Origin of the sequence: Mesorhizobium amorphae CCNWGS0123 (assembly GCF_001686985.1) — a bacterium.
In the GTDB taxonomy this organism is placed as follows: domain Bacteria; phylum Pseudomonadota; class Alphaproteobacteria; order Rhizobiales; family Rhizobiaceae; genus Mesorhizobium; species Mesorhizobium amorphae.
Map to the genome: position 1 here is coordinate 827,541 of NZ_CP015318.1, position 25,602 is coordinate 853,142.

A 25,602-nucleotide genomic window follows, 5' to 3' on the forward strand; every position below is an offset into this window, starting at 1 on the left:
CAGGGCCATCCGGGCAGCGCCGCGCGCTGCCGTTGCGCGTCTCACCTTCTGGTTGCGTCAGCTCTTGGCCGAGCGCACCAGCCTCGGCTTTGCGGCAACCCGGTTCTGGCGGCCATAGCTGGTGATGAAGTCGGCGATGCGCGGCACGATCTCGGAGCGGAAGCGCGAACCGTTGAAGACGCCGTAATGGCCGACCGCCGGCTGCATATAATGGGCGTGCCTGTCGGCCGGGATGTTGACGCACAGATCGTGCGCGGCCTGGGTCTGGCCGAGGCCGGAGATGTCGTCATTCTCGCCCTCGACGGTGAACAGCGCGACATTGCGGATCGCCGAGGTGTCGACCAGCTCGCCGCGATGCATCATCTCGCCCTTGGGCAGAGCGTGGCGCACGAACACGGTGTCGACGGTCTGCAGGTAGAATTCCGCCGTCAGGTCCATCACCGCCAGATACTCGTCGTAGAAATCGCGGTGCTTCTCGGCATTGTCGCCGTCATGCTTGACCAGATGCATGAAGAAGTCCTTGTGGGCGATGATGTGGCGGTCGAGGTTCATGCTCATGAAGCCCGACAGCTGCAGGAAGCCCGGATAGACCTCGCGGCCGAAGCCCGGCACCGGCCAGGGCGCCCGCATGATGACGTTGTCGCGGAACCAGCCGATCCCCTTCTCCTCGGCCAGCAGATTGACCGCGGTCGGATTGCGGCGCGTGTCGATCGGACCGCCCATCAGCGTCATGGTCGAGGGCACGAAGGGGTCGCCGCGCTTTTCCATCAGCGCCACCGCCGCCAGCACCGGCACCGACGGCTGGCAGACCGCCATGACATGGGTGTCTGGGCCGAGCGCATGGAACATGTCGATGATGTAGTCGATATAGTCGTCGAGGTCGAAGCTGCCGTCGGCCATCGGCACCATGCGGGCGTCGACCCAGTCGGTGATGTGCACGTCGGCATGCGGCAGCATCGCTTCGACGGTGCCGCGCAGCAGCGTCGCGTAATGGCCCGACATCGGCGCCACGATCAGAAGCTTCGGATCGGGCTTGCGCCCAGTGGGCACGGCGCGCTCGAAACGGACCAGGTTGCAGAACGGCTTCGACCAGACGGTCTTTTCGGTGACCTCGACGCTTTTCCAGTCAACGACGGTCTTGGCCAGCTCGAACTTTGGCTTGCCGTAGCGGCGCGTGGTGCGCTCGAACAATTCGGCGGTCGCCGCGACCGAGCGGCCAAAGGACGTGTGCGAGATCGGGTTGAGCGGATTGGTGTAGAACATCCGCACCGCATCGGCATAGAAGCGGGCGGGCTGCAGCGCCGCATGGTTCATTTCGTAGAGCTGGTAGAACATCAAGAACCCCGCTGCTGCATGCGACCGAAGGGACGACGGGCAGCGCCGAGCCTTGAATCTCTCGCGGCGAGGTTAACAACATATTGTTGCGATGCAATACGTCAATTCGTCTGACAAATGGTTCTTTTGTCAAAAAGCCTTGGAAATCAGCCTTGAGCGGTAGAGCCGGCTCAATGTGCGGTGCCGCAATATGTAGGAAATGTGTCCGGCCCCTCTAGCCGGACGTATCGGACATTTCAGACGCGGGCCATGCAGACGGAAGTGTGGCCCGAGCCGATGAAGCCGAGCTGGCTGGCGGCGCCCTTCGACAGGTCGAGCACACGGCCCTTGATGAACGGACCGCGATCGTTGATGCGCACGACGACGCTGCGGCCATTGTTCTTGTTGGTCACCTTTAGCTTGGTGCCGAAGGGCAAGGTGCGGTGCGCGGCGGTCATCGCCGACGGGTTCATGCGCTCGCCGGAGGCCGTGCGCGAGTGCAGCGCGTACCAGGATGCACGGCCGCACTGGGCGGCTGCGGAGGAGGTGGAGGCGCCGACCATCAGGCCAGCCGCTACCGTTACCGCGACAAGCGCGGTTTGCTTGGGTTTCATCATGTTGGGGGAATGGCTCCGTTTAGACAGACCCCAGCCGTTAAGGAACGATTAAGGCACGAAATGCGGCAATCATCTGTCGGTTCCGTGGCGGAAGCACACGTTTGGAGTCGGTGGGAAACAGTTTGTCATGAGTCTTGCCGTGTCGGGCAGCGTATCTGTGATGAACATCACGCCGGTTCCGAGCCAGTTCTGGCAAGATCGAGCGTTAACAAGCAAGTAGAGACGGACGCGATCGGATCGCTTCCTTTGGCTCTTTCATTGCCGTAGTGACGCTGTTGACGATCGACTTGGAAAGGGAATTCCGCCGATGCGGTTGATGAGGAATTTGCTGGCGCTGATCGTGCTCGCCATCGGCCTGCTGTGGTCGCTGCAAGGCATCGGTCTTGTGCCGGGAAGCTTCATGACCGGCCAGTCGCAATGGCTCTGTATCGGTCTCCTCACCATGCTGGTCGGCTTGCTCGGTCTGGGCTGGGCAAACCGCTCGCGCATCTGACTGGGCCGCCTGCGGCTTCGCCCACTGGCACGACATCAAACGCGACCTTGCCGCCGCTGACGACCATGACCGTCGGCAAGGGCGGCGCCGCGCGTCCGGTTGGACGAACGGCGCCCGATAGAGTCAGGCAGCCTTTGCCGCCGGCTTGGCCGCCTTGACATGGGTCACGCTGCGGCGTCCGTCGACGCTGACCGGCACATCGCCGTCGACGGTGGCACGGCGCACGATCCGGTGCTGGCTGCCATAGTCGTTCACCGCATAGTGCTGGGTGGCGCGATTGTCCCAGATCGCGACGTCGCCGGCCTGCCACCGCCACCGGACGGTATTTTCGGGGGTGGCCACATAGGCCTGGAACAGTTCGTAGAGTTTTGCGGAGTCGCTCTTCGACAGGCCGACAAAGCGCTGGACGAAGTTGCCGAGCAGCAGCGAGCGCTCCCCGGTTTCCGGATGCACGCGCACGACAGGGTGCTCGGTCTCGTAGACGGTCGAGGTGAAGACCTCCTCGAAATGCTTCCTTTCCTCGGCGGAGGCGCGAGGACGCACGGCTGCGTAGTCATAGGCGTTGCTGTGAATGGCCCAGAGATTGTCCGCCAGCAGTTTGAGCGGCGCCGGCAGGCTTTCATAGGCGGCATGGGTGTTCGACCAGATCGTATCGCCTCCGGCCGGAGGAATGACGACGCCGCGAAGCACGGAGAACTTCGGATAGGCGTCCACGAAGGTCACGTCCGTGTGCCATTGGTCCGCGCGACCGCCGCCGCGGCTCGAATCCAGATTGAGGATCGAAGCGGTGCCCGCAATCGGCCCTTGCGTCGGATGAGGCACAAGATCCCCCAGGCGCCGCGCGAACAGTTCATGCTCGGAATCATCGAGATGCTGCTGACCGCGGAAGAAGACGACCTTGTGCTGCAAAAGAAGCTGGTTGATCGATGCTATGGTGGCATCCGACAGGTTTCCACCAAGGCGAATGCCGCGGATTTCCGCGCCCACGCGGGCGGTCAGTGGAACAACGTCGGTCGCGGGAATGATCAGGTCGACGGGGGCAGGGTTGCTCATGGGAATCTCCTCGGTTTCTGGTTGGGGAAAAGGCAGGTCGACTGAGGTTGATCACTGGGACCAATACTGCCAGGCCCAGTAGAAGCTCTCGTCGCGCGGCGGCAGGCGGTCGCGCTCGGCATCGAGCTGCACGGGTGCCGGCGATCTGGGTTGGCGTTCAGGCTCCCTCGTCCAGGCGAGCAGCCAGTTGCCGAAATGGGCAAACAGCATGGCGGTGGAATGGGTCATCGTCATTTTCTCCGGTCATTCCCGCCCCGCCCACGGAACGAGTTGGCGCTCGATCCGGCGGATGATGAATTCCAGCACGAAGGCGATTGCAGCGATCACCAGAATCCCCATCACCACGACGTCGGTGACCAGGAACTGGGCGGCCGACTGGATCATGAAGCCGAGGCCGCGCGTCGCTGCCACCAGCTCCGCGGCGACCAGCGTCGACCAGCCGGCGCCGAGCGCGATACGCAGCCCGGTCAGGATCGAGGGCAGCGCGCTGGGCAGGATCACATGCCGGACAAGCTGGAAGCGGCTGGCGCCGAGCGAGCGCGCCGCATTGATGCGCTCCTGCGAGACCCCGCGAACCCCGGATGCGGTCGAAAGTGCTACCGGTGCCAGCATGGCAATGGTGATCACCAGGATCTTCGACGGTTCGCCGATGCCGAACCAGATAATGACCAGCGGCAGATAGGCGAGTGGCGGGATCGGCCGCAGGACTTCCAGCAGCGGATCGAAAATGCCGCGCCCGATGGTGCTGATGCCGATGGCGAGCCCGACGGCAACGCCGACGAGAAGCGCGGCGATCAGCGCCGCGAACACGCGGCCCAGGCTGGCGACGACGTGTTGGGCGAGCGTCGCGTCGACGAAGCCGTCACGGGCGACGACGACGAACTTGTTCCATACGGCGAAAGGCGATGGAAGAAAGACCGGCGACACCAGCTGCAGGCGGGCCGACAGCGCCCATGCCGCGAGCACCGCCAGGATGGTGATGGCGCTGACCGCGCGTGCCGAAATCCCGCGCCGTTTCGGGCGTGGCCGCGACCACGGCACCGACAGCGCGCTGCTTTCGTCGGCCCTTGCGGTCGGTCGTTCGCTGTAGGAGGTAACGCTCACGCCGCCTCTCCTTCGAAGATCGCGTCGGTCAGTTCGCCACGCGCCGCCGCGAAGGCGGGATCGGCCTTGATGCTGCGAATGGCCTCGCCGGTGGCGTAGCGCCGACTGAAGCCGGTCTCGAAAATCCGCACCACGCGGCCCGGCCCGGGCGCCAGCACGACGATGCGGGTGGCCAGCACCAGCGCCTCCTCGATGCCGTGAGTGACCATCAGCACGCCGACTTGGCTTGCGGTCCACAGATCGAGCAGCGTCGTCTGCATGCGTTCGCGCGTCAGCGCGTCGAGCGCACCGAGCGGCTCGTCGAGCAGCAGGAATTCGGGTTCGGCGGCCAGCGCGCGGGCCAGGCCGACGCGCTGGCGCATGCCGCCGGAAAGCTCCCAGATGCGCTTGTCGCCGGCGCCGTCGAGCTTGACCAACTTGAGCAGCTCGTCCGCCCGCCGTGCCCGCTCGCCCGGCGGCACGCCGCGCAGCCTGAGCGCGAAGGCGACGTTCTCTCGCGCGGTCAGCCACGGGAACAGCGCATCGTTCTGGAACACCACGGCGCGGTCCGGGCCAGGTGCCGTGATCGGCCGGCCCGCGATGCTGGCGCTGCCGCGCACCGGCTCGACCAGGCCTGCGGCGACGTTGAGCAGCGAGGTCTTGCCGCAGCCGGAGCGGCCGACCAGCACGACGAAATCGCCCTTGGCGACGTTGATCGAGACACGCTCGACGGCTGCCTGGCCTTCGTAGTGCACCGAGACATTATCAAGCACGAGTTGAGGCATGGTCCCTCGCAGTAGGTTCTACAAATCCACCTGCCCGAAACCGCTCCTCGTCAGCGGTCCGGGCAGGCAGCACGCGTCGCGCGTCAGTTCGAGGCCAGTGCCTCGCTGACATATTTCGACGACACGTATTTCGAGTAGTCGGGCAGCACGGCGTCGATCTTGCCCTGCTCCTTGAGGAAGGCCGATGCCGCCTCGATCGCCTTGACCGTGCCGCCGCCGAGGAATTTGGCGGAGGCCTGCTCCTCAAGCGTCGGGAAGACGTAACCCTTGAGCAGTTGCGGCACCTCTTCCAGCTTGGCGCCGGTGATCTTGGCGATCTTGGCTGCCTGCGGCGACGAAACCGACCAGGCGTCGGGCTTGGCCAGGAACTCGGCATAGGCGGCGCCCGTCACCTTGACGAAGTCGCGCACCGCTTCCGGGTGCTTTTCGGCAAAGTCGGTGCGCACGATCCAGGCATCGAAGGTCGGCGCGCCCCAGGCGGCGACCTGCGAGGAATCCAGCACCACCTTGCCGGTGGTCTTGATCTGGCCGAGCGCCGGATCCCAGACATAGGCCGCGTCGATGTCGCCGCGCGCGAAGGCGGCGGCGATCTCCGGCGGCCTGAGATTGAGGACCTCGACCGACTTCGGATCGACGCCCTCATGCTTCAGCGCGGCGAGCAGGCTGTAATGCGTGGTCGACACGAACGGCACCGCCACCTTCTTGCCGGCAAGGTCGGCGATCTTCTCGATGCCGGCGCCGTTGCGGGCGACCAACGCTTCGGATTCGCCGATCAGGCCGACGACGAAGATGGTCTGGATCGGCAGCTCGCGGCTCGCCGCCGCCGCCAGCGGGCTCGATCCGACATAGCCGATATCGACCGAGCCGGAGGCGACAGCTGCTAAGACATCGGCGCCGGAGTCGAATTTGCGCCAGTCGATCGCCGCCTTGGTGGCCTTCTCATAGGCGCCGTCGGCCTGCGGCACTTTCGAGGGTTCGACCACGGTCTGGTAGCCGATGGTGATTTTGAGGTCGTCGGCCTGTGCCGGGCCGAGGAAGGCGGCGCCGGCAAGTGCCGCCGACGAGAGCAGGATGATGCGTCGTGAAATGATCGACATGATGGGCTCCATGAAAAAGCGAAAACCGGATTGCCTTTTCATAGTCCGCTAATTCTATCGTTCTTGTAGAGTTAAATCCTTCCAACCAGGACGGGTTGCGTGGAAAAAAGCCACTGGTGACAGGCTGGCGAAGCGCAAAGCGCGGCTGCTACGGGCGCGACCGCACTGGACCGTCAAGGCTGGCCGAAGCGTCCGAGTTCGTCATCCCAGGGTCTCCGCGACGCCGCTTCGCTCCTGCTCCGCCCTGGATGACGAAGCGAATGTGACAACCGCCTGCCAAGAACCGCGATTTCGGGAGAAGGCCTCATTCGAAAAATCCATGCTTCAAAATCACGCCGAATTGAAACCCCATTCCCTGCGAAGAGATCAAGGTCGGCCATGTCGTGCGCGTGCTCGACGGGCCGCTTGCGCCGATCCCTTGCGCCAGCCGCACCCAGTACCAGCGCTGCGAAGACTGCAACGAGGCGACATGCCAAGTCAGACATCTGATGCTGGAGGTCCGGCAGGCGATTGCCGAGGTGCTGGACCAGCGCAGCCTCGCCGAGATGCGCGATATCGGCCTCGACGACCTTGCGGTCGCGAGGGGCATCGACGGCCTTCCGGTTGCGGCGAAGATCCAGGCCTGAGCACGCCAAGGCAGGCGGTGCGCGCATGACCATCGGGCGCGCAAACTCGATCATCATCGTCGGCGGCGGCGCCAGCGGCGTCGTGCTCGCCGCGCATCTCCTGAAATCGCCCAATCCCGATCTGCGCGTCACGCTGATCGAGAAGCGTCCGCATTTCGGCCAGGGCATGGCCTATTCGACGCTGCTGTCGGCGCATGTGCTCAATGTCAGCGCCGCCGGAATGAGCGCCTATGCCGACGATCCAGGCAATTTCGCGCACTGGCTGCTGGAGCGCGGCCTGGCCAATCCGGACCAGGGGCCGTTCTATGCGCCGCGCAGCCTCTATGCCCGCTACCTGAAGGAATTGCTTGATGAGCTTGAGGCCCGCGAACGCGAGACCGGCCGCCTGCGCCTGATCCGCGAGGAGAGCCTGTCGATCTCGCCCACTGCCTCCGGCGTCGAGGTGGCTTTGGCCAACGGCACCAGTGTGGTTGCCCATCTCGCCGTGCTCGCCACCGGCCATGACGAGCAGCCCGGCGCCGGCCAGGGCCACGCGATCAGGATGGGGACGGAAGCCGACACCGCGCTCGATGCGGACGCCCGAGTCCTTGTGCTGGGAACCGGCCTCAGCATGGTCGATGCCTTTCTCTCGCTCGAGCAACGCGGTCACAAGGGCGAGATCGTCGCCGTGTCCCGGCGCGGCCTGCTGCCGTCGCCGCACCGCAAGGGCAATCCGATCAAGCTCGATGTCGCCGACATCCCGCTCGGCACCCAGCTTTCCTATTTCGTCGGCTGGTTCCGCGATCTGATCCGCGAAAACCAAAGGGCGGGCATAGACTGGCGCGACGTGGTCGACGGTCTGCGGCCCTTCAACCAGAAGATCTGGCAGAACTGGCCGTCCTCCGCCAAGCGCCGCTTCGTCGAGCACACCAAGGCCTGGTGGGACATCCACCGGCATCGCCTGGCGCCGCAGGTGCATGCCCGCGTCACCGAGGCGGTGCAGTCGGGCCGCATCCGTCCCGTCGCCGGCCGTGTCGTCGGCATCAAGGCCGGCGATCAATTCAAGGTGCAGGTCCAGTCCCGCCATACGCAGGCGCTCGAAACGCTGGAAGTCGCCCGCCTCTATGATTGCACCGGCATCGCCAGGGACATCTCGACCACCTCGAACAGCGTCGTGCGCTCGCTGGTCGAGCGCGGGCTGGCGCGGCCGGACCCGCTGCGCCTAGGCCTCGACGTATCGGCCAATTGCGAGATCATCGGCAGTGACGGGAGTGTATCGGCCAAGATCCTCGCCGTCGGGCCGCTGACCAGGGGCACCTTCTTCGAGATCGACGCCATCCCGGATATCCGCGTCCAGTGCGCGAGGCTCAGCAAGCAGCTGCTGGGATAGGGTGCGCCGATATTCAGGTGATGCCGGTCTGCGAATGGTGGTTTCCTGCGCTTCCGGTGCTCACGTACTTCAAGTACGCTCCGCTCCGGTTCTCGGAAACCACCTTTCTCGGCTCGGCCTGACCTGAATCTCAGCACACCCTGGCGCCGCTGCGAGAGTCGTGGAATTTCATTCCCCGTCTGGCCGTCGGATTGGCACGGTCTATCTTCTTTCCAACGGCAATCGGCTGGAAAAGACGCTAGATTGACCCATGGAGCCTCTGACATGAGCGCGCATAGAACCGCCGCACCCGGCAGTGCCCCCTCGGACAGCGCAATGTCCCGCCTGCGCCCGCCCTATGCCTCGGTGCTCGACCTGATCGGGCAGACGCCCATCGTCGAACTGACCAAGTTCGACACCGGCAAGTGCCGGCTGTTCATCAAGCTCGAAAGCCAGAACCCCGGCGGCTCGATCAAGGACCGCATCGCGCTGTCGATGATCGCCGCGGCCGAAAAGCAGGGCAAGCTCAAGCGCGGCGGCACCATCGTCGAGGCGACTGCCGGCAATACCGGACTCGGCCTTGCCCAGGTCGGCATACCCAAGGGCTACCGCATCATCCTCGTCGTGCCCGACAAGATGTCGCGCGAAAAAATCCAGCATCTGCGCGCGCTCGGCGCCGAGGTGCGTATGACGCGTTCCGATGTCGGCAAGGGCCACCCGGAATATTATCAGGACATGGCCGAGAAGATCGCATCGGAAGTACCCGGCGCCTTCTACGCCAACCAGTTCGCCAATCCGGCCAACCCGCTGGCGCATGAGACCACCACCGGCCCCGAGATTTTCGCCCAGCTCGAAGGCGACATCGACGCCGTGGTCGTCGGCGTCGGCTCCGGCGGCACGCTGACCGGGCTTGGCCGCTATTTCGCGAAAGTGTCGCCGAAGACCGAGATGGTGCTGGCCGATCCGGTCGGCTCGGTGCTGGCGCCGCTGATCAAGACCGGCAAGATGGAAGAGGCCGGCAGCTGGACCGTGGAAGGCATCGGCGAGGATTTCGTGCCGCCCAATGCCGACCTGTCGCTGGTCAAGAAGGCCTACTCCATCCCCGACAAGCAGAGCATGCTGGCGGTGCGCGACCTCCTGTCCCGGGAAGGCATTTTGGCCGGCTCGTCCTCAGGCACGCTGCTGTCGGCGGCGCTTCGCTATTGCCGCGAGCAGACGACGCCCAAGCGCGTCGTCACTTTCGTCTGCGACAGCGGCAACAAATATCTATCAAAGGTGTTCGACGATTTCTGGCTGGCCGAGCAGGGCCTTGCCGAGCACGAGCAACATGGCGATTTGCGCGACCTCGTCATGCGCTCGCACCGCACCGGCGACACCGTCTCTATCGGCCCGGACGAAAGCCTGCTCAACGCCTATGGCCGCATGCGCCGCTCCGATGTCTCGCAGCTGCCGGTGCTGGACGGCGGCAAGCTGGTCGGCATCGTCGACGAAAGCGACATCCTGGCCAAGGTCGACGGCCCCTATGATGGCCGCTGGGACCGTTTCAACGCCCCGGTCCGCACCGCCATGACGTCAAATCTGCACACGCTGCAGGCCAGCCAGACGCTGGATGCGCTGCTCCCGGTCTTCGACCGCAACGAGGTCGCCATCATCTTCGACGGCGACGAGTTCGTCGGCCTGATAACCCGCATCGACCTGATCAACCATTTGAGGCGCGCACGATGACCATCAACGCACCAATATCCGGCAAGAACCGCCTGGCCTTTTCGACGCGCACCATCCATGGCGGCCAGAGCCACGATCCGCTGACCGGCGCGGTGATGGTACCGATCTATGCCACCTCGACCTATGGCCAGCAGTCGCCCGGTGTGCACAAGGGTTTTGAGTACGCCCGCAGCCAGAACCCGACCCGCTTCGCCTTCGAGCGCGCCGTTGCCGATCTCGAAAGCGGCTCGGCGGCCTTCGCCTTCGCCTCGGGCCTGGCCTCGATCTCGACCGTGCTGGAACTGCTCGATGCCGGCGCCCACATCGTCGCCACCGACGACATCTATGGTGGCACCTTCCGGCTGCTGGAGCGGGTGCGCAAGCGCTCGGCCGGCCTGCAAGTCAGCTTCGCCGATTTCACCGACCTCGCTGCGGTCGAAGCCGCGATCCGCCCGCAGACAAAACTGCTCTGGGTCGAGACGCCGACCAACCCGCTGCTGCGCGTCGTCGACCTCGAAGCGGTCGCGGCCTTGGCGAAACGCAAGGGTCTGCTCACCGTCGCCGACAACACCTTCTGCAGCCCCTATCTGCAGCGGCCGCTGGAACTCGGCATCGACATCGTCGTCCACTCGACGACGAAATATCTCAACGGCCATTCCGACATGGTCGGCGGCGTGGCGGTCGTCGGCGACAACAAGGATCTGGCCGCCCAGCTGAAATTCCTGCAGAACGCCATCGGCGCCATCTCCGGCCCGTTCGACAGCTTTCTCGCACTGCGCGGCATCAAGACACTGGCGCTCAGGATGGAACGCCATTCCTCGAACGGCCTGAAGATCGCGCAATGGCTGGAAAGCCGGAAAGATGTGCGCCGCGTCATCTATCCCGGGCTGCCCAGCCATCCGCAGCATGACATCGCCAGGCGCCAGATGCACGCCTTCGGCGGCATGATCTCAGTCGAGCTCGATCGCGACCTGGCGGCGACAAAGCGCTTCCTCGAACGCACCCAGTTGTTCACGCTGGCCGAAAGCCTCGGCGGCGTCGAAAGCCTGATCGAGCACCCGGCGCTGATGACGCACGGCTCGATTCCCGCCGAAAAGCGCGGCGCCATCGGTATTTCCGATTCACTGGTGCGGCTTTCGGCCGGCATCGAGGATGGCGATGATCTGATCGCGGATCTGGAGCAGGCGCTGAAGGGCTGAGCATCCGGCCTCCCGGTTCCCTCGCCCTGGCCCATAAGTCCGGACTTTGCAATTTCGGATTCCCCTCTACAGTGAGCCGACTTTGCGATCTCCGGAGGCGTGATGCGCGTGATCGTGCTGGGTGGCGGCGTTGTCGGCGTCACCACCGCCTATCAGTTGCAGAAGGACGGGCACGAGGTCGTGCTCCTCGAGCGCCAGGCACAAGTCGCCACTGAGACCAGCTGGGGCAATGCCGGCATGATCGCGCCGGGACATTCCTTCGTCTGGTCGTCGCCCAGGGCGCCGATGATCCTTTTGAAATCGCTGGTGCTGAAGGACCAGGCGCTGCGCTTCAAACTCTCGGCCGATCCCAGGCTCTACAGCTGGTCATGGCTGTTCCTCCTGGAATGCACGGCAGAAAAGGCGCGGCGCAACACGCTGCTCAAGCACCGGCTTGCCGCTTATTCGCAATCCGTGCTGCATGAGGTCGTCGCCGACGAGGCCATCGACTACGACCGCAATGATCGCGGCATCCTCTATTTCCATCGCAGCCAGCAGGCGCTCGACAAGGGTGTCGAGCATATGAAGCTTCTGGAGTCCGACGGACAGGTGATAAAACTGCTCGACCGCGACGGCGTCGTCGCACTCGATCCGTCGCTTGCCTCCGCCAAGGAGAAGATCGCCGGCGGCATCTATTGCCCGACCGACGAGACCGGCGACCCGGCCAAGTTCACCAGGGCGCTGGCGGCCAAGGTCGTCGAGCGTGGCGGCGCCATCCACACCGGCACGACCATCACCGGCATCGAGACATCGGGCGATGGAGTCACCCAGGTGCTGACCGACAAGGGTAGCTTCAAGGGTGACGCCTATGTGCTGGCGCTCGGCTCCTACAGCCCGATCCTTGCCAGGACGATCGGCATCAGCCTACCGATCTATCCGATCAAGGGCTATTCGCTGACCATCCCAATCGGCAACCGGCCGCAGCCGCCGACCATCGCGTCCGTCGACGAGCACAATCTGGTCGCCATCTCGCGCTTCGGCGACCGCATCCGCGTCACCGCGACCGCCGAGTTCGCCGGCTACGACACCAGCCACAAGCCGGCCGATTTCGCTTTCATGAAGGGGGTGACCGAAGAACTCTATCCCGAAGGCGCCGATTACGACCGCGCCGAGATGTGGGCGGGTCTGAGGCCCATGACGCCGAACAATCTGCCCGAGTTCGGCCAACGGCGTCTGCGCAACCTCTATTTCAACACCGGCCACGGCCATATCGGCTGGACCATGTCGCACGGCTCGGCCCGCATCACCGCCGATCTGATCGCCGGCCGCCGGCCTGCCATTTCCATGGACGGACTTTTGAACTGAGAGCATGATCCAGAAGAGAAGATGAAGAGGTACGCCATGTCCGCCAACCTTGCCGCCGCCCGCCTTGCCTCTTCCGGACCGATCGATCTCGGCGTGCTGCCGTCGGAACTCGACGGCGGCCTCGCCTCACGCGCCGCGATCGGCCTTGCGATCCTCGCCACCGACCAGACGCTGGAGCATGAATTCCGCGCCCTGGTGCGCATTCCCGGTGTCGCCTTCTACGAAGCCCGCGTCTTCAACGACAACGACGTCACGCCGAACACGCTGCGCGCCATCGGACCGAGGATCGCACCATGCGTCGACCTCATCCTGCCCAGCATCCCGCTCGACGTCGTCGGCTTCGGCTGCACCTCGGCGACGATGATGCTCGGCGAGGAGGCGGTGTTCGCCGAGATCCGCAAAGCGCGGCCCGGTGTCGCCTGCACCACGCCGGTCACCGGGGCACTTGCCGCGTTCAAGGCGCTCGGCGTCAAAGGCATCGGCCTGCTGACGCCCTATTCGCCGAAGATCAACGAAGGCCTCGTCGCCTATTTCACCGGCCGTGGCCTCGACATAGCGGCCGTCGCCACCTTCGACCGGCGGGACGACCGCGAAGCCGCCCGTATCTCGCTCGCCTCGATCGAGGCTGCGGCGGAAAAAATGGCCGCGGTACCGGGCGTGGAGGCGATCTTCATCTCCTGCACCAGCCTTCGTGTCGCCGAAGCGGTGGCCGGCCTCGAACAGCGCATCGGGATCCCCGTCACCTCCAGCAACCACGCCATGGCCTGGCATTGTTTGCGGCTTGCCGGGATTGACGATGTCGTGCCCGCGGGCGGCAGACTGTTCGGGTTGCCGGCGAGCAGAACGCCAGCTTGATAATCTCCAGGTTCGAAATCCTCGGATTAACGAATCGGAAGTCTTTGCTTAACCGTTCGCCTCTATGTCACGCCCGGGGGGCATGACAGAGTGAGCACGATGAGCGACAGCCCCCAAAAGCGCCACGAATGGCGCGCCATTTTTTACGTGCAAGCCCGCGTCGCCATCCTGTTCGTTCCGGTCGTTGCCAGCCTGCTGATCATAGCGGCACTTGCCGGCAACGAACGCAAATCCGTTCCCGATGCCATCGACCGGACCGTCACAGGCGCCGTGCGATAAACCGCGCCGTCGGCGGGCTCCGAATGCCCGTAGGCACAAACCGCTGCAGCTCAATAAAAGCGCGGGATCGGCCCGTTCTGCGGCGTCACATGATCGCCGAGGTCGATGAACACCTCGTCGACAAAGCACCAGCCCCAGCCTTCCGGCGGGTCGTAGCCCTCGATGACCGGATGCTTGGTCGCATGAAAATGCTTGGTGGCGTGGCGGTTGGGCGAGTCGTCGCAGCAGCCGACATGGCCGCAGGTTCGGCAGAGCCTGAGATGCACCCACATCGATCCGCTCTTCAGGCATTCCTCGCAGCCAAGCGCGCTTGGCGTGACATGCTTGATGCCTTCCGTATGCCTGCATTCGTCCATCACGGTCTCCTCGCCTGTTGAGGCTCTGCGTTCTCGACGGCGCCGCCGCCGTTTCGCGCAAGATAAGCATGCAGCGCAGCCACCACCTGGGCGCCTTCGCCGACAGCGGCGGCCACGCGTTTGACCGAGCCGGAGCGCACGTCGCCGATGGCGAACACGCCGCTGCGGCTCGTTTCCATCAGGCCATGCGCCGGTGCAAGGTCCGGCCCGGTGCGCACGAAGCCCCTGGCGTCAAGCGCGACATTGCATTGCGCCAGCCAGTCCGTGTTCGGGTCGGCGCCGATGAACAGGAAGAGATGGCGGATGGGGCGCGTCGTTTCCGTGCCGGTTGCGCGATTGCGCCAGCGCACCGCGTCGAGATTGCCCTCGTGGCCTTCCAGCGCCACGACCTCGGTCTCGGCCAGTATTTCGATGTTCGGCTGCGCCTCGATGCGCTCGACCAGATAGCGCGACATGGTCGCGTTGAGACTGCCGCGGCGCACCAAAATTGTTACCTTGCGCACCTGGCTGGCCAGATAGACTGCCGCCTGGCCCGCCGAATTGCCGGCGCCGACCAGCGCCACCTCCTGGCCGCTGCACAGTCGCGCCTCGATCGGCGAAGCCCAATAATGCACGGATGTGCCCTCGAATTGCGCCAGGTTGGCGACATCGAGGCGTCGGTAGCGCGCCCCGCTGGCGATCACCACCGTGCGCGCCCGCACGGTCTCGCCGTCGCCGACATCGAGCGCGTAACCGCCGCCGGCACTGCTGAGCAGTTTCGCTTCGTCGGGGATGACCATTTCGACGCCGAACTTCTGCGCCTGGTTGTAGGCGCGCGCCATCAGCGCCATTCCCGAAATGCCGGTCGGGAAACCGAGATAGTTCTCGATGCGCGAGGAGGCGCCCGCCTGGCCGCCGAAGGCGCGGCAGTCGAGCACGATCGTCGACAGGCCTTCGGAAGCGGCATAGACCGCGGCCGCCAGCCCCGCCGGCCCTGCGCCGACAATGGCCACGTCGTAGACTTTGCTGGTGTCGATCGGCCGCAGCAGGCCGATGCAGCGGGCGAGCTCGCCCTCGCCGGGATTGTGCAGCAGCTTGCCGTTCGGACAGAGCACGATCGGCAGATGGTGCGGGTCGACGTGGAAGCGTTCGATCAGGGTTTTGGCGCAAGGGTCGGTATTGGAATCGAGCGCGCGATGCGGCTGGCCGCTGCGGGCCAGAAAACCCTGCAGCCGCAATGTGTCGCCATTGCCGGCGGGTCCGATGATGACCGGCCCGCTCGTGCCGCTTTCCAGGAGCCCGACACGGCGCAGGATCAACGCCCGCATGATGCGCTCGCCGAGACTGGCCTCCTGCACCATCAGGTCGCGCAGCCGCTGCGAGGGGATGACGAAGGCCTCGACCGGCTGGGTGGCCTCGGCATTGACCAGCGACGGGCGGCTCGAAAGCTGCGCCAGTTCGCCGATGAAGTTGCCCGCACCGTGGGTGACGATCGTCTCGCGTCGGCCGGGCCCGGCATCCTGGGTGATATCGACCGTCCCCGACAGGACGACGATCAGGCCGGGCGCCACTTCGCCGGCGGTGACGATATGCTCGCCGGCGGCGTAGACACTGGCATCGCCGAACCGGCGCATGCGCTCGATGTCCGCCTCGGCCAGGATGGGGAACATCTGGTCGCGACGTGCGGCGATGGTCGGGCTGACGGTTGGGGCCATGGCTTCGACCGTAGCGCCGCGGTCGCCGGGTTTGAAGCGGATTGTTCGGCGCCTGGCCAGGAGGGCAGGTTGGCGCCAACAAAAAAGCCCGGACGAACCGGGCTTTTTGTCTAGGCGTCTGAACCATATAGAGCGGTTCGAAACGGGAATTTGGTGCCCAGAAGAGGACTCGAACCTCCACTCCTTGCGGAACACGGACCTGAACCGTGCGCGTCTACCAATTCCGCCATCTGGGCTGGTGCGGGCTCATGTAAGCGGGCAAGCGACGGGTGTCAACGCGCTTTTTTCAAGCGGCCCAACCTGTTGCCGGCTCAGCCTTCCAGCACTTCCTTCGACGCCACGGTGGAATCGGCGTTGAGCTTGTAGATCACCGGCACGCCGGTGCCGAGCTCCAGCTTGACGATCTCTTCGCCCGACTTGCCGTCCAGCGCCATGATCAGGGCGCGCAGCGAATTGCCGTGCGCGGCCACCAGCACGGTTTCGCCGCGCAGCACATGCGGCTGCAGATCGTGCAGATAGTAGGGCCAGACGCGGGCGCCGGTGTCCTTCAGGCTTTCGCCGCCGGGCGGCGAGACGTCATAGGAACGGCGCCAGATATGCACCTGCTCCTCGCCCCACTTCTTGCGCGCGTCGTCCTTGTTGAGGCCGGAGAGGTCGCCATAGTCGCGCTCGTTCAGCGCCTGGTCGCGGATCGTCTTCAGCTCGCTCTGGCCGACCGCGTCGAGGATGTGCTGGCATGTTTTTTGGGCCCGGATCAGCGCCGAGGTGAAGGCGATGTCGAACTTCAGGCCGCGCGCCTTGAGCTTCGCACCTGCTTCCTTGGCCTCCTTGTGGCCCTGTTCGGTCAGGTCGACGTCGCGCCAGCCGGTGAACAGGTTCTTCAGGTTCCATTCGCTCTGGCCATGGCGCACGAGCACGAGAGTTCCCGACATATTTGCTCCTTCAGGTTTGGGGTCAGGCCGTCTCAGGCAAGTCCGAGCACGTCCCGCATCGAATACAGTCCGGGCTTCTTGCCGCGCGCCCAGAGTGCGGCCTTCACCGCGCCGCGGGCGAAGATCGCCCGGTCCTCGGCATGGTGGGCAAGCGTGATGCGCTCGCCGGTGCCGGCCAGCACCACGGAGTGATCACCGACCACCGAGCCGCCGCGCAGCGTGGCGAAGCCGATCGTGCCCGTCTTGCGCACACCGGTATGGCCGTCGCGGACGCGAACATCGTTGCCGGTAAGCTCAATACCGCGTCCCGCGGCGGCGGCTTCGCCGAGCAGCAGTGCGGTACCGGACGGCGCGTCGACCTTGTGGCGGTGGTGCATTTCCAGGATCTCGATGTCGAAATCCTCGGCATCGAGCGCCTTCGCCGCCTGCTCCACCAGCACCGCCAGCAGGTTGACGCCGAGGCTCATATTGCCGGATTTGACGATCGTCGCATGGCGCGCCGCCGCCGCGATCGCGGCATTGTCGTCGGCCGAGCAGCCGGTGGTGCCGATGACATGGGCGATGCGTGCCTGCGCCGCGTAGCCGGCGAATTCGACGGTTGCGGCCGGTGCGGTGAAATCGAGCACGCCGTCGGCCTTGGCGAAGGCGGGCAACGGATCGTCTGATATCGGCACGTTGACGATGCCGATGCCGGCAAGCTCTCCGGCATCCTTGCCGAGATAGGGTGATCCCGGCCGCTCGACCGCACCGGCGACGCGCGCGCCCGGCATCGTATGGATGGCACGGATCAGCGTCTGGCCCATGCGGCCGGCCGCGCCCACCACCACCAGGCCCATATCGCTCATGCTGTTCTCCTGACCGCCTTCTTCGCACGGCTGCGCGGCAACGGAGTTTGGATTGGCTTGGCGTCGTCGACAAGCCCCAGACCCTTCTTGCCCTGCACGCGGTGGAAGCGGGCATAGACGCTGTGCGGATCGGCCATCAGCGCGGCATGCGAGCCTTCCTCGACCAGCCTGCCCTCTTCCAGCACGATGATGTGGTCGGCATTGACCACCGTCGACAGCCGGTGCGCGATGACGATGGTGGTGCGCCCTTCCATGACATGGGTCAGGGCCTCCTGGACGCGCGCTTCCGCCTCGTTGTCGAGCGCCGAGGTCGCCTCGTCGAGCAGAAGGATCGGCGCATTGCGCACGATGGCGCGTGCGATCGACACGCGCTGGCGCTGGCCGCCGGACAGCGTCACGCCGTTTTCGCCGACGGGGGTGTCATAGCCCTCCGGCTGCTGGCGGATGAACTCGTCTGCCGCGGCCTGCTTTGCAGCCTGCTCGATCTCGGCATCGGTGGCGGAGAGCCGCCCATAGCGGATGTTGTCGCGGATGGTGCCCTCGAACAGATAGGGCGCCTGCGAGACATAGGCGATCGAACCGCGCAGCGATTTCTTGGTCACCTTTGAGATGTCCTGGCCGTCGATCGTGATGCTGCCTTGGCCGACATCGTAGAAGCGCTGCAAGAGCGCCACCAGCGTCGATTTGCCGGCACCCGAGGCGCCGACGATGGCCGTCATCTTGCCGGCCTGGGCGACGAAGCTCAGCTCCTGCAGCACCGGCGTTTCCGGCACATAGCCGAACGAAACGTTGTTGAAGCGGACCTCGCCGGTGGTGATCCTGGCTTCGGCCGCGCCCGACGTATCGCCCTGCTGCGGCTGGAGGTCGAGAAGCTCATAGATCATGCGCGCATTGACCAGAGCGCGTTCCATGCCGACCTGCATGCGCGCCAGCCGCCGTGCCGGATCATAGGCAAGCGTCAGCGCGGTGATGAAGGAAAAGACCGCGCCTGGGGGCTGGCCGAGAACGGTCGCCCGATAGCCGGAATAGGCAATCACGCTGGCGAAGGCCAAACCTGCCAGCAGTTCGGAGATCGGCGTGAGGCGTTCCGAAACGCGGGCGATCTTGTTTGACCGCTGTTCGGCATCGTCGGCGAGCTTGCTGATGCGACGCGACAGCTCGTCCTCCATGGTGAAGGCCTTGACGATGACGATGCCTTGCGTGGCTTCCTGCATAGCGCCGATCAGCCGCGAATTGATCTGCACCGATTCGCGGGTGATGCGCCGAACCCGGCGCATCAGATAGGTCACGGTGTAGATCAGCGGCGGTCCGATCAGCAGGGAGCTGAGCGAGAGCACCGGATCCTGGTAGATCATGACGCCGACCAGGGCGACCAGCGAGACGGCGTCGCGTGCGGTCGAAGTTATCGTCATCGACAGCAGATCGCGAATGCCGTTGACGTTCTCGTTGACCTGCGCCGCCAGCCGGCCGGAACGGGTGTCGTTGAAGAAGCTGACGCCGAGCTTCATCAGATGGTTGAAGATGCGCTGCTGGTAGCGCGCCACCAGATTGTTGCCGATCCTGGCCATCGTCACCGCCTGGCCGTAGCCGGCAAGCCCGCGCAGGATGAAAGCCCCGAGCAGTGCGGCGCAGATCCACGGGATCAGGTCGCCGCGCCGTTCATAGAAGATCTGGTTGACGACCGGACTCATGATCCAGGCGGAGAGGGCCGTCGTCGCCGACACGGTCAGCAGGCACAGGATCGTGAAAACGTACGACCACCGATAGTCGCGGCCGTTTTCTTCGAGAATGCGGCGAATGACCGCCACGACCTCGCCCGGCCGAGCTCTGGCATGGTGTTGGGATGATTGGTTCAAGTCGCTGGCGTTCCGTGGGTCCGTCGTCTGGTCATGCCGCAAGGGCTGGAATTCGGCACCCCTCTTAGCGCCCTGTCTGCGGCTTGCCTATGGCGAAACTTCGTCGCGGGGCGGCGCGATCCTTACGCGCGCCAGCGCCGCCCCGCCGTCTGGACGCCGAACAGCGAGGGGTTTCGGGCATAGGCGGCAAGGCCAAGAAGCGCCGCCAGAGGGTGCGTAATGACATAGACCGGCATGGCACGCATCAGCTCGCTGTGCGGCGCCTTGTCCTCGAAGGCGGCGCGGAAATTGCCGGCTTTCAGCGCCGGCACGATCTTTTGCGCGATGCCGCCGGTGAGGAACACGCCGCCACGGCTCATGAACACCAGCGCCAGGTCACCGGCGGTGCGCCCGAGGCAGGTGACGAACATCGACAGCGCTTCCTCGGCCACCGGATCCGTCTTCGCCAGGGCCGCGGCGGTGATTTCGGCCGGCGTGGTGAAGGGCGCCGGCCTGCCGTCGGCCTTGGCCACGGCGCGATAGAGGTTGACCAGGCCGCGACCGCACAGGATCTGCTCGCCCGAGATGCGGCCTTCCAGTCTCTCGATATGCGGGAAAACCTGGAAATCGCGGGCTGAGCGCGGCCCAATGTCCATGTGGCCGCCTTCGCCCGGCACCGGAATCCAGTGGTTCAGCGCATGGATCAGCCCGGCGACGCCAAGCCCGGTGCCGGGACCGAGCACGACGCGGCCGGCATTGGCTTCCGGCGTGCCGCCGCCGATCTTTTCCATATGCTCTTCGCCGAGCGCGACCACGGCCAGCGCCTGCGCCTCGAAATCGTTGAGCACGACGATGTCGCTGAGGCCAAGATTGGCGAACATTTTCCGTGGCTTGACCACCCAGGGACAGTTGGTCAGCTCGATCTCGTCGCCATCGACCGGACCGGCCACCGCCAGCACCGCCGAATTGGGCCGGATCGAGGAGCGGTCGAGCACCGCCGCCTGGATCGCGTCGTCTATCGTGTTGAAATTGGCTGTCTGGACGATCTGCGGCTCGGTCGCTTCCGAATTCGCGTCGAGCACGATCGAAAAGCGCGCATTGGTGCCGCCGATGTCGCCGATCAGGACCGGAAACCGCAGCGCTGTGTCGTCGTCACCTTGCATGGCTCTTGGTCGTCCCCATTCCGGCAGTCTGCCGCTGTTTCTCGTGACTAGCGCATGACTTCGGAAAGGGAAAGCCGCTTCCGCGTCAGTTTCCCGGCCGCGGTCGCGGCAGCGGGATGCCGATCTCAGGTGTCGGCGCGAACGCGCTTGCCGAGGCCGGCAGCGCCGCCGCGCCACTTGGCACTTCCGGTGCCGTCGGCAGCGCCTCCACCGGCTCGGCGGCGACAGCGATCGGCACGCCGCCGCCATGATAGGTGGCGGCTTCCGCCGAGGCCGGTGCCGGCGCGTCGAGCACGGTCTGGCATTGCCTGGGCAGGTTCGCCATCGTCATCAGGTCGCGTGCCTTCGGCGCATCCGGGTTCTTGTTCGGCCGCCACGGCTCCTCGGTGAACCACCAGGCCAGCGGCTTGCCGCAGCCGTCGTCAGCCGGGGTCGCTGCCTGCCCCTTGCAGTTGGGCGAACCCGGCTGGCAGCCGATGCGTATGTGGAAATGATAGTCATGGCCCCAGAACGGCCGGATCTTGCGCAGCCAGGAGCGGTCGCCGGTGACGGTGTCGCAGAGCTTCTTCTTGATACCGGGATTGACCAGGATGCGCTCGACCTCTGGGTAGCTGGCCGCGCGCTTGAGGAGCCGCGTATGCATCGGCTTCCACAGCCCGTCCTTCACCAGGTGGGTCTTCTCATCGACCATCAGGGTGGCGCTCATTTCTTCGCGCTGGCGGGTCGAAAGCGGGCGACTGGGCATCGGCGTCAGCCAGATGTCGGCGTCGAGGCCGATCTGGTGCGAGGCATGGCCGGTCAGCATCGGTCCGCCGCGCGGCTGCGAGATATCGCCGATCAGAAGCCCCGGCCAGCCGTCGGCGTGAGCGTCACGCGAGAGCTTCTCGACCAACGCGATCATCGCCGGATGGCCCCAGCGTCGGTTGCGCGACGGCCGCATCACTTCCCAGGTCGGCCCGTCCATGGGGATGGCGACGCCGCCGGCAAAGCAGCCCTTGGAATAGAAGCCGAAGGATTGCGCCGCCGCCACGGCCGGCAGCTTCTTGGCGCCGAACAGGTCTTTTGCCCGCGGCTCGGCCGTCAGCGCGCCTGCGACAAGTCCGGTGAGGGCAAGGATGGACATCATCGCCGTCAGGAACGGCCTTCTGCCGGGCAATGATCGCATCGACGTCGTCATGAAACCGGATCCCCTCCGCAACAGGCCGCGAACCATGGCGAATCATACCACGACCAGTGCGCTTCGATCATGTCTGCTTCATCGAGCTGCGCGCCTCGCCCTCGCGCCAGTTGCCGTTGGCCCACATATGGTCGAACGCCGCTCGGTAGTCGGGAAAGCGGAAGTTGTAGCCGGCCGCCTTGATCGCCGCGTTGGCGACGCGCTTGTTCTCGCCATAGAAGGAGCGCGCCATAGGCGAAAGTTGGGCGGTTTCGAACGGAATTTCCGGCGGCGGGGTGACGCCCATCAGCGAGGCGGCGTAGGCAACGACGTCCTGCGGCGGCGCCGGCAGATCGTCGGTGACGTTGAAGATGCCGCCGCGATTGGCACCGGCCAGATGCCAGAGCGCGCCGGCAATGTCGTCGCAATGGATGCGGTTGAACACCTGGCCCGGCTTGACCAGCCGCCGCGCGGTGCCGTCGGCCAGGTTGACCAGCGCGTTGCGGCCAGGCCCGTAGATGCCGGAGAGCCGCAGGATCGCCGCCGGCCGGCCGATCTCCTGGCCCAGTTCCAGCCAATCCTGCTCGGCAGAGACCCGCATCACCGAACGTTTGGAGACGGGCCGGCATTCGGCGGTCTCATCCACCCAGCCGCCGCCATGGTCGCCATAGACACCGACGGTGGAGAGATAGGCGATCCATTGGAGCGCCGGCATGCTCGCGATCGCGTCGCGTGCGGCGCTCAGCACCGGATCGCCGACCTCTTCCGGCGCCACCGAGACGATCAGGTGGGTGGTTGCCCTCAAGGCCTCGCCGATCTCCGGTGTCAGCGCGCCGTCGAAGCGCAACGGCGTGACGCCGGCCTGCCGGAGTGCTTCAAACTTCTCCGGCGAGCGGGTGGTGCCGAAAATCGGTGCCGCATCGCTGTTGGCCCGCGCAAAGGCCTTGCCGGAATAGCCGGCGCCGAAGATGAGGATACGCTTTCCGGTCATGCATGCATCTCGATTGGATTTGACTGCGCCACAAGCCATTCACGGCGCACGCCTTCGTCGCGTTCCGTTTGCGCCGCGGCTGCTGCACGTTCGGCGAACTCGGCCTCGGGCACAAGCCGTGACAGCGCCCAGATAGCCGCACCCCGCACCAGCGGCGAGGCATCGCCGAGCAGGTCACGCACGCTGGCGGTAAGCCAAAAATCACCGGAATTGCCGGCGGCGATCAGCACGTTGCGGACAAAGCGGTCGCGGCCGATGCGTTTTATCGGCGAGCCGGTGAAGAATGAGCGAAAAGCAGCGTCGTCGAGCAGCAAGAGCTCCGCAAGCGGCGGCTCGCGCAGATCCGCGCGGGCGACAAGCTTCGCCTCGGAGGCGGTGCGGGCGAACTTGTTCCACGGACAGGCGGCGAGACAATCGTCGCAGCCATAGATGCGGTTGCCGATCTTTTCGCGAAATTCATGCGGGATCGGGCCCTTGTTCTCGATGGTGAGGTAAGAAATGCAGCGCCGCGCATCGAGCCGGTAGGGTGCCGGGAAGGCGTCGGTCGGGCAGGCATCCAGGCAGGCGCGGCAGGAGCCGCAATGGTCGTCCTCCGCCGTGTCGGGCACAAGCTCGGCGGTGGTGAAGATGGTGCCGAGAAACAGCCAGGAGCCGTGCTCGCGGCTGACCAGATTGGTGTGCTTGCCTTGCCAGCCGAGCCCGGCGGCCTCCGCCAGCGGCTTTTCCATCACCGGCGCGGTGTCGACGAAGACTTTCACGTCGCCGCCGGCGCGGGCGACGATCTTGCCGGCAATCTCCTTCAGCCGGCCCTTCATCACCTCGTGATAGTCGCGGTTCTGTGCATAGGCGGAGATCGCGCCACGGTCGCACTTGGCCTGCAACTTGCGCGGATCGTGCTCCGGGCCGTAATTCATCGCCAGCACGACGATCGAGCGCACCTCGGGCCACAGCGCCGCCGGTTCGCTCCGGCGCTCCAGCGTCTCGGCGATCCAGCCCATCGAACCGTGAAAACCGTCGGCGACGAACTCGGCGAGCCGGGTCGGGGCCAGAGGGATCGCGTCGGGCGTGGTGACCGCGACGGCATCGAAACCGGCGCGCTGCGCCTCGCGGTCGATCAGCGCGCGCAGTTTTGCGGCGTCAGAAGTCGAGGTCCGCATAATGCGACACCGGCGACAGGCCGCGCACCCGGTCGGACAGAAGCGGCCGGAACGATGGCCGCGATTTCAACCGCGTGTACCATTCGCGCGCCGCGGCGTGTTCGCGCCAGTCGATCTCACCGAGATAGTCGAGCACCGACAGCGCCGCCGCCGCCGCGAGGTCGGCATAGGTCACCTTGTTGCCGGCCAGCCAGTGCCGTGTGCCGGCCAGCCAGTTGGTGTATTTCATGTGCTGGCGGATGTTGGCGCGCGCCGCCCGGATCGCGCCCGAATCGGGCGAACCGCCGCCCGCGGTCTCCGGCATGATCGGCTTCAGCACGCGCTCGCGCACCAGGTGTCTTGTGACCTCGCCGTCGGTCTTGCTGAGATACCAGTCGGTCAGCCGGCGGATTTCGGCCCGTTCCATCGGGTCTTCGGCAAACAGCCTCTTGTCGCGCTTCAGCACGCCGCGCGTCTCGTCGAGATATTCGGCGATCACCATGGCGCCGACGATCGGTACGTCGCCTTCGGCAAGCAGGATCGGCAAGGTTCCGGCCGGGTTCAGCGCCAGAAACTCCTTGCGCCGCGTCCACGGCTTTTCCTCGATCAGCGCCAGCTCCTCGCCATATTCGCCAAAGGCGAGGCGGACGAACCGGCAGGTGGCGAACATCGGATGGTGGAAGAGCGTCAGCATGGTCCCGCGATAATAAGGCGCACTGGCGAATCGCCGGCCGCGCCGGTAAGTCTTGGCCGCCCGCAAAGCGGACCGTCAGGGTGCTGCGACCTATAGGTGGACTTCCGCGCCATGACAAGCAAGCCCTTCTCCCAAGCCCGCCCGCAAATCCCGAGGTTGCCATGGAAAGCCAGACCATCGTCGAAGCCCTGCTGCTCGGTCTTCTGGAGGGCCTGACCGAGTTCATACCGGTCTCCTCGACCGGCCATATCCTGCTCGCCGGCCATTTTCTCGGCTTCCATTCGACCGGCAAGGCCTTCGAGATCCTGATCCAGCTCGGCGCCATCCTGGCGATCCTCAGCGTCTATTTCCGCCGTCTGTGGCAAATGCTGCTTGACCTGCCGCATGACCGGCTGACGCGGCATTTCGTCATCGGCATCCTCATCGCCTTCCTGCCGGCGGCGATCCTCGGCGCGCTGGCGCATGATTTCATCAAGACCATCCTGTTCGAATCGCCACGGCTGATCTGCATCATGCTGATCATCGGCGGCGTCGTGCTGCTGACGGTCGACCGGATGAACCTCAAGCCCGTCTACCGGGACGTCGAGCGCTTTCCGACCCGGCTCTATCTGCAGATCGGCCTGTTCCAGTGCCTGTCGCTGATTCCCGGCACCTCGCGCTCGGGCTCGACCATCGTCGGCGCACTGCTGCTCGGCGTCGACAAGCGGGCGGCGGCGGAATTCTCCTTCTTCCTCGCCATCCCGACCATGGTCGGCGCCTTCGCCTTCGACCTGTTCAAGAACCGCAACGTGTTAAGCAGCGCCGACCTGCCGATCATCGCCGTCGGCTTCATCGCCGCCTTCGTCACCGCGCTGCTCGTCGTCCGCTTCCTGCTCGGTTACGTCTCGCGCAACGGCTATTCGCTGTTCGGCTGGTGGCGGCTGGTGGTTGGCGGCGTCGGGCTGGTGGCGTTGTTTATTTGGGGATGAGTGTCAAACGAAGTCCCGCTGACCGAAGGCCGGCG

General features: G+C 65.3%; 25 protein-coding genes, 1 tRNA gene and 1 pseudogene. 9 read left to right on the forward strand and 18 right to left on the reverse strand.

The genetic code is table 11. From position 1 onward, the window contains the following. Window positions 1-57: 57 nt before the first annotated feature. Window positions 58-1,335, reverse strand: a complete 1,278-nt coding sequence (locus tag A6B35_RS03950) for a polyhydroxyalkanoate depolymerase (protein WP_006205330.1) — start codon at window positions 1,333-1,335, stop codon at window positions 58-60. Between the two features lie 236 nt (window positions 1,336-1,571). Beyond that, the gene (locus A6B35_RS03955) at window positions 1,572-1,931 is read right to left on the reverse strand and encodes a septal ring lytic transglycosylase RlpA family protein (protein ID WP_006205331.1); all 360 of its coding nucleotides are present in this window, start codon (window positions 1,929-1,931) and stop codon (window positions 1,572-1,574) included. A 307-nt stretch (window positions 1,932-2,238) separates the two neighbouring features. Here A6B35_RS03955 and A6B35_RS36120 point away from each other — a divergent pair, with 307 nt between their 5' ends. Next, window positions 2,239-2,424, forward strand: a complete 186-nt coding sequence (locus tag A6B35_RS36120) for a hypothetical protein (protein ID WP_006205332.1) — start codon at window positions 2,239-2,241, stop codon at window positions 2,422-2,424. Between the two features lie 123 nt (window positions 2,425-2,547). Here the strand turns inward: A6B35_RS36120 and A6B35_RS03965 are convergent, their stop codons facing one another. The 5 genes from A6B35_RS03965 to tauA all read right to left on the reverse strand — a co-directional run bounded on the left by A6B35_RS03965 (window position 2,548) and on the right by tauA (window position 6,442). Continuing rightward, on the reverse strand, window positions 2,548-3,477 hold the full coding sequence (locus A6B35_RS03965; protein ID WP_006205333.1) for a TauD/TfdA dioxygenase family protein: 930 nt from the start codon (window positions 3,475-3,477) through the stop codon (window positions 2,548-2,550). A 51-nt stretch (window positions 3,478-3,528) separates the two neighbouring features. Next, window positions 3,529-3,705, reverse strand: coding sequence for a hypothetical protein (locus A6B35_RS03970; protein WP_081482263.1), 177 nt, complete (start codon window positions 3,703-3,705; stop codon window positions 3,529-3,531). Window positions 3,706-3,720: 15 nt separating this feature from the next. Then, window positions 3,721-4,581, reverse strand: coding sequence for an ABC transporter permease subunit (locus A6B35_RS03975; RefSeq protein WP_006205335.1), 861 nt, complete (start codon window positions 4,579-4,581; stop codon window positions 3,721-3,723). Beyond that, window positions 4,578-5,345, reverse strand: coding sequence for a taurine ABC transporter ATP-binding protein (locus A6B35_RS03980; RefSeq protein WP_006205336.1), 768 nt, complete (start codon window positions 5,343-5,345; stop codon window positions 4,578-4,580). The genes A6B35_RS03975 and A6B35_RS03980 overlap by 4 nt, the downstream gene beginning before the upstream one ends. 83 nt (window positions 5,346-5,428) lie before the next feature. After that, window positions 5,429-6,442: a taurine ABC transporter substrate-binding protein gene (gene tauA, locus A6B35_RS03985; protein ID WP_040583747.1), complete on the reverse strand. Its 1,014-nt coding sequence runs from the start codon at window positions 6,440-6,442 to the stop codon at window positions 5,429-5,431. A gap of 353 nt (window positions 6,443-6,795) precedes the next feature. On the opposite strand from tauA, the pseudogene A6B35_RS03990 reads away from it, so the two are divergent. The 7 genes and pseudogenes from A6B35_RS03990 to A6B35_RS04020 all read left to right on the forward strand — a co-directional run. Then, window positions 6,796-7,068: pseudogene (locus A6B35_RS03990) on the forward strand (Rrf2 family transcriptional regulator); the annotation flags it as partial. Window positions 7,069-7,093: 25 nt separating this feature from the next. Continuing rightward, window positions 7,094-8,437: an FAD/NAD(P)-binding protein gene (locus tag A6B35_RS03995; RefSeq protein ID WP_006205339.1), complete on the forward strand. Its 1,344-nt coding sequence runs from the start codon at window positions 7,094-7,096 to the stop codon at window positions 8,435-8,437. Window positions 8,438-8,701: 264 nt separating this feature from the next. Next, complete coding sequence (locus A6B35_RS04000) at window positions 8,702-10,141, forward strand: pyridoxal-phosphate dependent enzyme (RefSeq protein ID WP_081482261.1); 1,440 nt, start codon at window positions 8,702-8,704, stop codon at window positions 10,139-10,141. Next, on the forward strand, window positions 10,138-11,319 hold the full coding sequence (locus A6B35_RS04005; RefSeq protein ID WP_006205341.1) for a cystathionine gamma-synthase: 1,182 nt from the start codon (window positions 10,138-10,140) through the stop codon (window positions 11,317-11,319). Before A6B35_RS04000 ends, A6B35_RS04005 begins: the two co-directional genes overlap by 4 nt. Window positions 11,320-11,421: 102 nt before the next feature. Beyond that, a complete protein-coding gene (locus tag A6B35_RS04010; RefSeq protein ID WP_006205342.1) occupies window positions 11,422-12,663 on the forward strand; it encodes a D-amino acid dehydrogenase in 1,242 nt (413 codons plus the stop codon). A 36-nt stretch (window positions 12,664-12,699) separates the two neighbouring features. Beyond that, window positions 12,700-13,518 carry a maleate cis-trans isomerase family protein gene (locus tag A6B35_RS04015; protein WP_006205343.1) on the forward strand — a complete coding sequence of 273 codons (819 nt, stop codon included), beginning with the start codon at window positions 12,700-12,702 and terminating at the stop codon, window positions 13,516-13,518. Between the two features lie 99 nt (window positions 13,519-13,617). After that, complete coding sequence (locus A6B35_RS04020; protein ID WP_006205344.1) at window positions 13,618-13,797, forward strand: hypothetical protein; 180 nt, start codon at window positions 13,618-13,620, stop codon at window positions 13,795-13,797. Window positions 13,798-13,847: 50 nt separating this feature from the next. Here the strand turns inward: A6B35_RS04020 and A6B35_RS04025 are convergent, their stop codons facing one another. The 11 genes from A6B35_RS04025 to A6B35_RS04075 form a co-directional block, all read right to left on the reverse strand. Further along, on the reverse strand, window positions 13,848-14,153 hold the full coding sequence (locus A6B35_RS04025) for a UBP-type zinc finger domain-containing protein (RefSeq protein ID WP_006205345.1): 306 nt from the start codon (window positions 14,151-14,153) through the stop codon (window positions 13,848-13,850). Then, window positions 14,153-15,847 (reverse strand): FAD-dependent oxidoreductase, encoded by a 1,695-nt coding sequence (locus A6B35_RS04030; protein WP_006205346.1) that lies wholly within the window; start codon window positions 15,845-15,847, stop codon window positions 14,153-14,155. The genes A6B35_RS04025 and A6B35_RS04030 overlap by 1 nt, the downstream gene beginning before the upstream one ends. Before the next feature lie 151 nt (window positions 15,848-15,998). Further along, window positions 15,999-16,083, reverse strand: a tRNA-Leu gene (locus tag A6B35_RS04035). A gap of 75 nt (window positions 16,084-16,158) precedes the next feature. Further along, window positions 16,159-16,779 carry a 2,3-bisphosphoglycerate-dependent phosphoglycerate mutase gene (locus A6B35_RS04040; protein ID WP_006205347.1) on the reverse strand — a complete coding sequence of 207 codons (621 nt, stop codon included), beginning with the start codon at window positions 16,777-16,779 and terminating at the stop codon, window positions 16,159-16,161. Window positions 16,780-16,811: 32 nt separating this feature from the next. Further along, a complete protein-coding gene (dapB, locus tag A6B35_RS04045; protein ID WP_006205348.1) occupies window positions 16,812-17,624 on the reverse strand; it encodes a 4-hydroxy-tetrahydrodipicolinate reductase in 813 nt (270 codons plus the stop codon). Then, entirely contained in the window at window positions 17,621-19,432 is a 1,812-nt protein-coding gene (locus A6B35_RS04050) for an ABC transporter ATP-binding protein (protein ID WP_006205349.1), read from the reverse strand. The genes dapB and A6B35_RS04050 overlap by 4 nt, the downstream gene beginning before the upstream one ends. 170 nt (window positions 19,433-19,602) lie before the next feature. Further along, window positions 19,603-20,622 (reverse strand): glucokinase, encoded by a 1,020-nt coding sequence (locus A6B35_RS04055; protein ID WP_006205350.1) that lies wholly within the window; start codon window positions 20,620-20,622, stop codon window positions 19,603-19,605. An 85-nt stretch (window positions 20,623-20,707) separates the two neighbouring features. Next, a complete protein-coding gene (mepA, locus tag A6B35_RS04060; RefSeq protein ID WP_006205351.1) occupies window positions 20,708-21,799 on the reverse strand; it encodes a penicillin-insensitive murein endopeptidase in 1,092 nt (363 codons plus the stop codon). A gap of 67 nt (window positions 21,800-21,866) precedes the next feature. Beyond that, complete coding sequence (locus tag A6B35_RS04065) at window positions 21,867-22,769, reverse strand: SDR family oxidoreductase (RefSeq protein ID WP_006205352.1); 903 nt, start codon at window positions 22,767-22,769, stop codon at window positions 21,867-21,869. Continuing rightward, window positions 22,766-23,926: a tRNA epoxyqueuosine(34) reductase QueG gene (gene queG, locus A6B35_RS04070; RefSeq protein WP_006205353.1), complete on the reverse strand. Its 1,161-nt coding sequence runs from the start codon at window positions 23,924-23,926 to the stop codon at window positions 22,766-22,768. Before queG ends, A6B35_RS04065 begins: the two co-directional genes overlap by 4 nt. Next, window positions 23,907-24,599, reverse strand: a complete 693-nt coding sequence (locus A6B35_RS04075) for a glutathione S-transferase family protein (RefSeq protein ID WP_006205354.1) — start codon at window positions 24,597-24,599, stop codon at window positions 23,907-23,909. The genes queG and A6B35_RS04075 overlap by 20 nt, the downstream gene beginning before the upstream one ends. A gap of 161 nt (window positions 24,600-24,760) precedes the next feature. Here A6B35_RS04075 and A6B35_RS04080 point away from each other — a divergent pair, with 161 nt between their 5' ends. Then, window positions 24,761-25,567 carry an undecaprenyl-diphosphate phosphatase gene (locus A6B35_RS04080; RefSeq protein ID WP_006205355.1) on the forward strand — a complete coding sequence of 269 codons (807 nt, stop codon included), beginning with the start codon at window positions 24,761-24,763 and terminating at the stop codon, window positions 25,565-25,567. Window positions 25,568-25,602 lie beyond the last annotated feature (35 nt).